Raw genomic sequence first — 8,905 nt, 5'->3', positions numbered from 1 at the left:
CGGAAGGGAGGCACGCCCATGCAGGAACTGCTGGAAAAACTCGCGTCGCTCCGGGAGTACCTTTGACATTCCCGGAAAAACACGTCGCCTGAACGAACTCGACCGTGAACTGAGCGACCCGGAGCTCTGGAACGACTCCGGCCGCGCCCGCAAGGTGACGCAGGAAGCCGGGACGCTCCGGCGCGTGGTCGAGGGGTACCAAACCCTGAGCTCGGACGCGCAGGGCCTCAGCGAGATGCTGGAGATGGCCGATGCGGACGAACGCGAGATGCTCATGGAGGAACAGACGTCCATCGAGAAACGCGTGGACGACCTGTACAAGGAGACGCTGTTCACCATGAAGCACGCCGACACGGCGGCGATCGTGCGCGTGAAGAGTGGGGCGGGCGGCACGGAGAGCATGGACTGGGCCGGGATGCTCACTCGGATGTTCATGCGCTGGGCCGAGCGACGCGGGTACAAGGTGGACCTGATTGATCAGGTGGACGGCGATCAGGCCGGCGTGATCAGCAGTGAATTCATCATCCGGGGCGAGAAAGCCTTCGGGATGATGCTGCCCGAGCATGGCGTGCACCGACTGGTGCGCGTGTCGCCGTTCGACAGCAACAACCGCCGTCACACGTCCTTCGCGTCGGTGGACGTCGTGCCGGAGGTGCCGGAGGAGGAGATCAACATCCACATTCCGGACAGCGACCTGCGCCGCGACGTGTTCCGCTCGCAGGGCGCGGGCGGGCAGGGTGTAAACACGACCGACTCGGCCGTGCGCCTCACCCACCTGCCGACCGGCATCGCGGTGGCGTCGCAGCAGACGCGGTCGCAGATCAAGAACCACGAGATCGCCCTGCAGATCCTCAAGCAGCGCCTCTACGACATCGAGATGCGCAAGCGCGAGGAAGAGGAAGCCAAGGCGCGCGGCGAGCAGAAGAAGATCGAGTGGGGCAGCCAGATCCGCTCGTACGTGCTCGACAAGCAGTACATCAAGGATCACCGCACGGGCGTCATGAAGCACAACCCCGACGACGTGCTCGACGGTGACCTCGAAGACCTGCAGTGGGCCGGGCTGGAATGGATGGCCGGCAAGCGCGTCGCGGAGGAAAGCAGCGACGACGAGTAACGTGCTGACTCCCTGAGCCCGGAGGCGGCCCGGGGAGTTGAGGCGCGTCTGCACCAGCAGCGCGCCTCTTTCACTCGCGCCTCATCTCGTGCTGGATGAGGTGTTCTCGCTTGCCAGGGGAGGCGGAACGTGACACCCTTGTGGGCAAGCATGACCGAGACCAGCACCATCTCTGGGTACACCCTGCACCGCGTGCTGGGGCGTGGGAACACCTCACTGGTGCGTCTCGCGACTGGCGCGCAGGGTCAGCTGGTCGCCGTGAAGATTCCCCACCCGGAGACACTGGCCGTACAGGACGCCGCCGAACGGTTCGGGAACGAGGTCCGCCTGACGCTGCAGTTCCGTCACCCACACCTCGTGCGTGGATTCGACGGCACGCCCTTCGGGCCGGGCGCGTTCCTGGCCATCCCGTATTACCCGAAAGGCGCCCTGAACGAACAGCTCGCGGAACTGCCCGAGAAGACCCTGCCGCTCCCGGCGGCGCTGCGGATCCTGGCGGACATCGCGTCGGCTCTGACGTACCTGCACCATCAGGGCGCGGTGCACCAGGACGTGAAGACGCAGAACGTGTACGTCACGGACGACGGGCGCGCGGCGCTGGGCGACCTGGGCAACACGTACTTCGTGGCGCAGGGTGGCAAGACCAGCGGCAGTCCCTTCTACATGGCCCCGGAGGTCTACCAGGGCGAGGCGACCAGCAGCGCCAGCGACGTGTACAGCCTGGGCGTGATGCTGTACGAACTGCTGGGCGGGGACCGCCCCTTCCACGGACACACGTACGAGGAACTGATGGTCGCGCACCTGACGCGCTTCCCGATGTCCATGACGCAGGTCAACCCTCTCGTGCCGCGCCCGGTGGGGCGACTGGCGGAACTGGCGCTGGCCAAACGTGCGGCGGACCGGCCGTCGGCCGACCAGATCCGCCGCGCACTCCTGAGCGCCCTGGGTGAAACCCCGGCGGACGAGGTGTACGAGGAAGACGCCAAGCCGGAAGCAGAGGCCGCGCGGCCCATGGGTCGACACGCGCCAGCGCAGGTGCGCCCGCTCACCTCCCCCGCACCCGAGCCTGAACCGGAGAAGGGAGCGCGCTGGAATCCCTTCCGGCGCCGGAAGTAGGCCTGGTCGAACCTCAGCGCAGCGGGTGATGCATCTCGTACCGCCCCGCGAGCTGCCGGAAACCCAGGCGGCGGTTGACGGCCAGCATGGGGGCGTTCAGGGAATGGTTGTTGGTGCGCATGGTTGTGAATCCCCCGGCCTGGGCGCGCTGCACGACCTGAAGTTTCAGCGGCAGCGCCAGCCCGCGCCCGCGCGCGGATGGGTGCATGGCGGTCAGTTCGTTGTACACGAACGGCAGGTGCTGGAAGCGGATCATGGCGGTGGTGCCCAGCCACTCGCCGTCCGGTCCAGTGGCCAGGATCAGCCAGTCGGGGCGGGGGTCGGTGTCCAGGCGCAGGGCGTCACGGACCTGCGTGGGCGTCCAGCGGGGGTACCCGGCGAGGTCGGGCGTCTCGGTCAGGCGGTCGGCGACGAAATCCACGTACCGCTCCAGGGTCGCGTCGCCCTCGCCGCGCAGGTCGGTGAAGGTCACGCCCTGCGCGCGGGCAGCGTCCAGCTGCGGCTGGAAGTCCGCGAGGCTCACGCCAGTCAGGTCCAGTTCGGAGGCGTAGCGGTGGGTGCGCAGCATGAAGCCGCGCCGCTCGGCCCAGGCGCGGTGGGCCGGGTCGGCATCCGGAACGTCGCTGCTCAGGCCCCGGGCACCCAAATTCCGGGCGGTCTGCTGCGCCGCCTGCCACAACCGCTGACCCACACCCTGCCCGCGCGCCGCCGGGAAAACCAGCACGCTCACCTGCAGGAAGTCCGGCGGGATGAACAGCGAGGGCTGGAGCTGCCAGCCGCCCAGCACCTCGCCGCTGCGGGTGAGCAGCTCGCGCGTGGGTTGCGACCCGGAGCCGCGCCGGGCGTCGGCGGCGAGCAGGTCATCGGCACTCGTGCTGCGCCCGCCAAGTGACAGGAGGGCGGCGAAGACCTGGGCGTCCTCTGGCGCGTAGGGACGCAGGGTCCAGCCGTCCGGGAGGGTCAAGGCGTTCCCTTGATCAGCTGCCGGATGGCCCCCAGGTGATACGCGACGTGCGCGACCGCGCCGGTCAGGCCGCCGGTCACGTCGCCATCGGCGGGTCGATTCTCGAAGGTGCGGGCGAAGGTCACCAGGGCGTCGTACGCGGCGCGCAGACGCTCGCGGGTGGCCTCCCACCCGGCGGTGTCCACCTGGGCGGGCTGGAAGCTGCCTTTCCAGTCGAAGGGGCCACGGTCCCCGTCGCGTTCCCAGCGGACGATGACCTCCAGGTGGTAGGCGGCATGCGCGGCGTGCGCCGCGACGGTACTGCCCAGCACCTCCCGGCTGGCCTGCTCGGCACTCAGGCTGTCCAGGGTGGCAAGCAGGCCGTGATTGCCGCTGCCGTCCGCCTTCGTGCCGTCCAGGAAGGCGGTGCCCTGACCGGGATGACCGCCCTCCACAGCTTCACGCAGGATGTCGAGGATGCCGCTGACCGCGCTGGACGCCGACGGGGTGGGGGTGGTCATGCCCCCAGCGTACGGGGGTGGGGCGGGCCTGGACATGCGTCATCTGACGGCTGGCAACCGCGTGCGGACTCTGGTAATGTGGTGAGTTGCGCTGCCCGGCGAGGCCTGACCCTGTCAGGACACTCCGCCTGCGTGCGGCGACAGAGGAGGTGAACTATGAACCAGTACGACCTGAACCTGATCCTGAACCCCAACCTCAGCGCCGAGCAGGTGGGCATCGAGAAGGACTACATCGAGACCACCGTGAAGAACGCGGGCGGGGAAATCAGCAACCTGGACGAGCTCGGCAACCGCCGCCTCGCCTACGCCGTGAACAAGGACCGCGAGGGCTACTACCTGATGTACACCATCAAGGCGGCCGGCAACCCCGAAACGGACATCGCCAGCACCCTGCGTCTGCGTGACCACGTGCGCCGCGTCCTGGTGGTCAAGGACCGCCCGGAGTGGAAGACCAAGAAGGCCTGATCTCCTTACGCTATTGACGTAATGAGATCGGTCCTGTTATCGTACGGTCAACCCGCAAGGGCCGCACAGACAGCCGCATTCAAGACCCCAGTACGAATCCTGCCGGATTCAGCCAGCAACAAAGGAGACCACGTCATGGCCCGAGGCATGAACCACGTTTACCTGATCGGCGCACTCGCCCGCGATCCCGAACTGCGCTACACCCCCAGCGGCACCGCCGTGTTCGAGGCCACCATCGCCGGTGAAGATCACGTCATCGGCAACGACGGGCGCGAACGCAAACTCCCCTGGTACCACCGCGTGTCCATTCTCGGCAAACCCGCCGAGTGGCAGGCCGAACGCAACCTGAAAGGCGGCGACGCCGTGATGGTCGAAGGCAGCGTGGAGTACAGCCAGTGGGAAGCCCCTGAAGGCGGCAAACGCAGCATGGTCCGCGTGAAAGCCCTGCGCATGGAACAGCTCGGGTACATACCCGAACTCGTTCAGGACGCCGGAGGCGGCGTTCGCATGAGCAGCGGCATGAACGAAGTCATTCTCATCGGGAACGTCACCCGAGACCCCGAACTGCGCTACACCCCCGCCGGCGACGCCGTGCTCGGACTCGGCCTGGCCGTGAACGAGACCTGGAACGACCGACAGGGCCAGCGACAGGAGAAGACCCACTGGATCGACGTGACGCTGTGGCGCGACCTCGCCGAACGCATGAAGGACCTCCGCAAAGGGGATCCCGTGCTCGTGCAGGGACGACTGGTCAACGAAGCGTGGACCGACCGCGACGGTAACAAACGCAACAGCACCAAAGTAGAGGCGACGCGAGTCGAAGCCCTGTCCCGAGGCGCAGGGGCCGGTAACCCTGCAGCCACCCCCGCCGGACCTCGCACGCAGACCGCGAGCAGTGCGGCGCGCCCCCAGAGCGGCAGCTACGGCCAGCCGAGCCGGGCAGCGAACACGGGGAACCGTTCGGGCGGCTTAGATATTGACCAAGGTCTCGACGATTTCCCACCGGACGAGGACCTGCCGTTCTGAACCCCGCTTGGGCCAGGAACGCAGATTTCAAGGACTAACACATGACCCAGACCAACAGCGCCGAGCGTAAACCGCGCGGCAAGGGACCCAAGCGTCCCCGCAAGCCCAAGGTCGATCCGTTCTCCATCGGGGAACTGGAAATCACCGATTACAAAGACGTGAAGATGCTGCGCCGTTTCGTGAGCGATACGGGCAAGATCCTCCCCCGCCGCCGCACGGGCCTCTCGGCCAAGCACCAGCGCCGCATCGCGCAGACGATCAAGATCGCCCGCCAGCTGGCCCTGCTGCCCTACACCGAGAAGCTCGTCCGGAAATAAGGAGAACCCTGCATGCAAGTGATTCTTCTTGAACCCGGCAAGCTCGGCAAGACCGGCGACGTCGTGAACGTCAAAGACGGCTACGCCCGCAACTGGCTGATCCCCCAGGGCATCGCCACGCCGGCCACCGCCAGCAACATGAAGAGCCTCGAGGCCCGCATCCGCGCCCGCCAGAAGACCCTGGCGGCCGAGAAGGCCAGCGCCGAGGACCTCGCCAGCCGCCTGAACGGCGTCGCCGTGGAACTTAGCGTCCGCGCCGGCGAAGGCAAGATCTACGGTGCGGTCACGCACCAGGACGTCGCCGACTCGCTCGACAAGCTGGGCTTCGACGTGGACAAGCGCCGCATCACGATGCCGAAAACCGTCAAGGAAATTGGCGAGTACGACATCTCCTACCGCGCCCACCCCGAAGTGAGCATCCCCATGAAGCTCGTGGTACACGCCGCGAAGTAAACGCCCCTGCGCGTTTGACCCCCGCCCCCGTGGTGGGGGTTTTCTGCTTCCCCACCCGTTCAATACTCCATCCGCACCTGAGGCAACGTTCACCTGCCCGGGCGGATAGGGTCAGCGCATGCGCCCTGCCCTGCTGTCCGCCCTCCTGATTCCTGCCCTGATTGGCTGCGCGCCTCAGGATGCACCTTGGCCCACGGTGCCCACTGCGGCAGTCCTGACCCTCAATCCCACCGAACCGCGGGTCGGGCAGGACATCCAGTTCACGCTGCGCAGCCCGGTCAGCGGTGACGTCGCCCTGTTCATCGAGTCGCCTGACGGCAGCGTCATCCAGCTCCTCCCGAACCGTCAGCCCGACGGCCAGGTGCGCCTGAATGCCGATCAAACCCAGCTGTTTCCATCGGCCAGCAGCACCTTCTTCCTCCGTGCCAGCGCCCCCACCGGCGTCCACGCGGCGCTGCTGTACGTCAGCAGTGGTCCACTGAACCTGAGCGGCGTCAGCGACTACGCCAGCCCCAGTTCGACGTTCGCCACAGTCAGCCCCCAGGGAACGGGTTCGCTGCTGGGTGCAGTCGCGGCGAAGATGAAGCTCCTGAACCCCGGGGTGTCCGGCACCCTGACCTTCACCGTGCAACCCTGACTCTCTCTGACCCGCTCAGGCGGCCCTGAAGAACCGTCGTTCCTGTCTCCTGCCTGCCCTGACTGACGGGGCAGGCCTTCGCGCGTTGCCGGGCTTTCCCGCTACACTTGGGGCGAACGTCCCCACAGCACACTGACCGGAGACGTTCACCTTCAGTTTCTCACCCCGGGGCGCGTGCCCGACGCCGGCGCGCCGCCCCATGCAACACACCATCAAAGGAGCGCACCGTGACGACCCCAGAGATCACCGGGATCATCGTGGCGCTGCTGCTCGGACTGGTCGGGGGGTTCCTGACGGGGCAGAGTCGTGGGGCGCGGCAGCGCGCCGAGATCGACAACCGCCTGCAACAGGAAGCCCAGCGTGACGCGGACCGCATCCGCGCGCAGGCCGACGCCGACGCCCGCACCACGCGGGCCGAGGCCGATCAGGACAGGCAGGACGCCACCCGCAGAATCAAGGAAGCCAGTGACCGCGAAGCCCAGCTGAACGTGCAACTCGCGCAGTTCGACACGCAGCTCACGCAGTTGCAGGGCCAGCGTGACCAGATCAGCGCCCTGCGCGCCGGGCTGGAACAGGAACGCGCGCAGGCCAAGCAGGACGCCGCCCGGGAACGCGAGGCGCTGGGCAGCGACCGCCAGGAGACCCGCCGGGAACGCGAGGAACTCAAACGCGAGATCGAGCGGCTCAACCGCCGCGCCGAGCAGCTTGACGCGCGCGGCGAGAAACTCGACTCGCTCGAGGAACGCCTCGAGGACCGCGCGCGGCACCTCACCGAGCAGGAGCAGGCGATCGGCGCGCGCCTGCATCAGGCCGAGCTGAAACTGTTCGAGATTGCGGGACTGTCTCCCGAGGCGGCCCGCGCGGACATCCTGACCCGCCTGGACGCCGAACTGGAAGAGGAGAAGGCGATCCGCGTGAAGGCCATGCAGGAACGCGCCAGTGCCGACGCGAAACGCTCGGCGCGGCACGTGATCGCGCAGGCCATCCAGCGCAGCGCCTCCGAGACCAGCGCGGCCCTGAGCGTGTCCGTGGTGCCCATCCCGAACGACGCCATGAAGGGCCGACTGATCGGCCGCGAGGGCCGCAACATCCGCGCCTTCGAGGCGCTGACCGGCGTGGACCTGATCATTGACGACACGCCCGAAGCCGTGATCCTCTCCAGCTTCAACCCGGTGCGGCGCGAGGTCGCCAAGCACGTCCTGGACGCCCTGGTCGCCGATGGCCGCATCCACCCGACCCGCATCGAGGAGATGGTGCACAAGGCGCAGGACGAGATGAAGGCCTTCATGCACGCCCAGGGCGAGGAGGCCGCCATCGAGGCGGGCGTGGTGGGCATCAAGCCGGGCCTCGTGCAGCTGCTGGGCCGCATGTACTTCCGCACCAGCTACGGGCAGAACGTCCTCAAGCACTCCATTCAGGTGGCGCACCTGACCGGCATCATGGCCGGGGAACTGGGCCTGGACGCCGGGATGGCCCGCCGCGCGGGACTGATGCACGACGTCGGCAAGAGCATCGACCGCGAGATCGACGGGACGCACGTCGAGATCGGCATCAACCTCGCCAAGCGCTTCGGGGAGCCTACCGAGGTCATCGACGCGATCGCGCACCACCACGACCCGGAGAACGGCGAGACGCTGTACTCCGTGCTCGTCGCCGCCGCCGACGCGATCAGTGCCGCGCGGCCCGGGGCGCGCCGCGAGGAGCTGGAATCGTACGTGCGCCGCCTGGAGCAGCTGGAGCAGATCGCCGTGTCGTTCCCCGGCGTGCAGCAGGCGTACGCCATCCAGGCCGGGCGCGAGGTGCGCGTGATCGTGCAGCCGGACAAGGTCACGGACGCCCAGGCGACCCTGCTGGCCCGCGAGATCGCCGGACGCGTCGAGCAGGACATGGAGTACCCCGGTCAGGTGCAGGTGACCGTGGTGCGCGAGAGCCGCGCCGTGGAAGTCGCCCGCTGAGCAGAGACGGGAAGAGGAGGGCCGGGGCCATGCGCTCCGGCCCTCTTCGCTGCATACCGCTGGGAACACGGTCAGAGATCACCCGTGCAGCACGAGCTTTTTCAGGTCGATACACGGGGATTGACACATCCTGCATACCGAGGTATCCTATTTTTATCACCGTCCGAGAAGGGCGGATTTTTCGTTTTGGTCCCAGCCTCCCCACGCGATCCATCACCGGGAGGCCCTCTCCCCCGCCGATCAGGCCCCTGCTGCGGCCAGTTCGACGCATGGCGGCGACGACGGGGCGATCAGCACCGTGCAGATGAACCCGACTGCATAGCCCCCGGCAGCTGCTCCTGCTGGAAGAACGTCCAGC

The 8,905-nt window shown here is 67.5% G+C and carries 10 protein-coding genes; 8 read left to right on the top strand and 2 right to left on the bottom strand.

The window, feature by feature from the left end:
* The first annotated feature begins 18 nt into the window (after window positions 1–18).
* Window positions 19–1,114 (top strand): peptide chain release factor 2 gene (gene prfB / locus SY84_RS09110; protein WP_157882942.1). Its coding sequence is split into 2 segments (ribosomal slippage): window positions 19–63 and window positions 65–1,114, totalling 1,095 coding nucleotides; the frame shifts between segments, so codons are not numbered across the junction.
* A 150-nt stretch (window positions 1,115–1,264) separates the two neighbouring features.
* Window positions 1,265–2,230: a serine/threonine-protein kinase gene (locus tag SY84_RS09105; protein WP_046843754.1), complete on the top strand. Its 966-nt coding sequence runs from the start codon at window positions 1,265–1,267 to the stop codon at window positions 2,228–2,230.
* A gap of 13 nt (window positions 2,231–2,243) precedes the next feature.
* Here the strand turns inward: SY84_RS09105 and SY84_RS09100 are convergent, their stop codons facing one another.
* Both SY84_RS09100 and SY84_RS09095 read right to left on the bottom strand, forming a co-directional pair.
* Entirely contained in the window at window positions 2,244–3,194 is a 951-nt protein-coding gene (locus SY84_RS09100) for a GNAT family N-acetyltransferase (RefSeq protein ID WP_245621304.1), read from the bottom strand.
* On the bottom strand, window positions 3,191–3,694 hold the full coding sequence (locus SY84_RS09095) for a DinB family protein (protein ID WP_046843753.1): 504 nt from the start codon (window positions 3,692–3,694) through the stop codon (window positions 3,191–3,193). Before SY84_RS09095 ends, SY84_RS09100 begins: the two co-directional genes overlap by 4 nt.
* A gap of 156 nt (window positions 3,695–3,850) precedes the next feature.
* Here SY84_RS09095 and rpsF point away from each other — a divergent pair, with 156 nt between their 5' ends.
* The 6 genes from rpsF (at window position 3,851) to rny (ending at window position 8,547) form a co-directional block, all read left to right on the top strand.
* Window positions 3,851–4,159 carry a 30S ribosomal protein S6 gene (rpsF, locus tag SY84_RS09090; RefSeq protein ID WP_046843752.1) on the top strand — a complete coding sequence of 103 codons (309 nt, stop codon included), beginning with the start codon at window positions 3,851–3,853 and terminating at the stop codon, window positions 4,157–4,159.
* A gap of 135 nt (window positions 4,160–4,294) precedes the next feature.
* Window positions 4,295–5,185, top strand: coding sequence for a single-stranded DNA-binding protein (locus tag SY84_RS09085; protein WP_046843751.1), 891 nt, complete (start codon window positions 4,295–4,297; stop codon window positions 5,183–5,185).
* Between the two features lie 41 nt (window positions 5,186–5,226).
* Window positions 5,227–5,502: a 30S ribosomal protein S18 gene (gene rpsR, locus SY84_RS09080; RefSeq protein WP_046843750.1), complete on the top strand. Its 276-nt coding sequence runs from the start codon at window positions 5,227–5,229 to the stop codon at window positions 5,500–5,502.
* Window positions 5,503–5,514: 12 nt separating this feature from the next.
* Window positions 5,515–5,955 carry a 50S ribosomal protein L9 gene (rplI, locus tag SY84_RS09075; RefSeq protein ID WP_046843749.1) on the top strand — a complete coding sequence of 147 codons (441 nt, stop codon included), beginning with the start codon at window positions 5,515–5,517 and terminating at the stop codon, window positions 5,953–5,955.
* Between the two features lie 196 nt (window positions 5,956–6,151).
* Complete coding sequence (locus tag SY84_RS09070; RefSeq protein ID WP_157882941.1) at window positions 6,152–6,592, top strand: DUF4384 domain-containing protein; 441 nt, start codon at window positions 6,152–6,154, stop codon at window positions 6,590–6,592.
* Window positions 6,593–6,819: 227 nt separating this feature from the next.
* Window positions 6,820–8,547 carry a ribonuclease Y gene (gene rny / locus SY84_RS09065; RefSeq protein WP_245621303.1) on the top strand — a complete coding sequence of 576 codons (1,728 nt, stop codon included), beginning with the start codon at window positions 6,820–6,822 and terminating at the stop codon, window positions 8,545–8,547.
* Window positions 8,548–8,905 lie beyond the last annotated feature (358 nt).

Source organism: Deinococcus soli (ex Cha et al. 2016) (assembly GCF_001007995.1).
Lineage (GTDB): Bacteria > Deinococcota > Deinococci > Deinococcales > Deinococcaceae > Deinococcus > Deinococcus soli.
Note: the sequence above shows the minus strand (reverse complement) of the source record. Positions and strands in the feature narration are given on the sequence as shown.

Coding starts and splice junctions, on each gene's coding strand:
- SY84_RS09095 (WP_046843753.1), bottom strand. CDS start 3,694: ATGACCACCCCCACCCCGTCGGCGTCCAGCGCGGTCAGCGGCATCCTC.
- rpsF (WP_046843752.1), top strand. CDS start 3,851: ATGAACCAGTACGACCTGAACCTGATCCTGAACCCCAACCTCAGCGCC.
- SY84_RS09105 (WP_046843754.1), top strand. CDS start 1,265: ATGACCGAGACCAGCACCATCTCTGGGTACACCCTGCACCGCGTGCTG.
- SY84_RS09085 (WP_046843751.1), top strand. CDS start 4,295: ATGGCCCGAGGCATGAACCACGTTTACCTGATCGGCGCACTCGCCCGC.
- rplI (WP_046843749.1), top strand. CDS start 5,515: ATGCAAGTGATTCTTCTTGAACCCGGCAAGCTCGGCAAGACCGGCGAC.
- rpsR (WP_046843750.1), top strand. CDS start 5,227: ATGACCCAGACCAACAGCGCCGAGCGTAAACCGCGCGGCAAGGGACCC.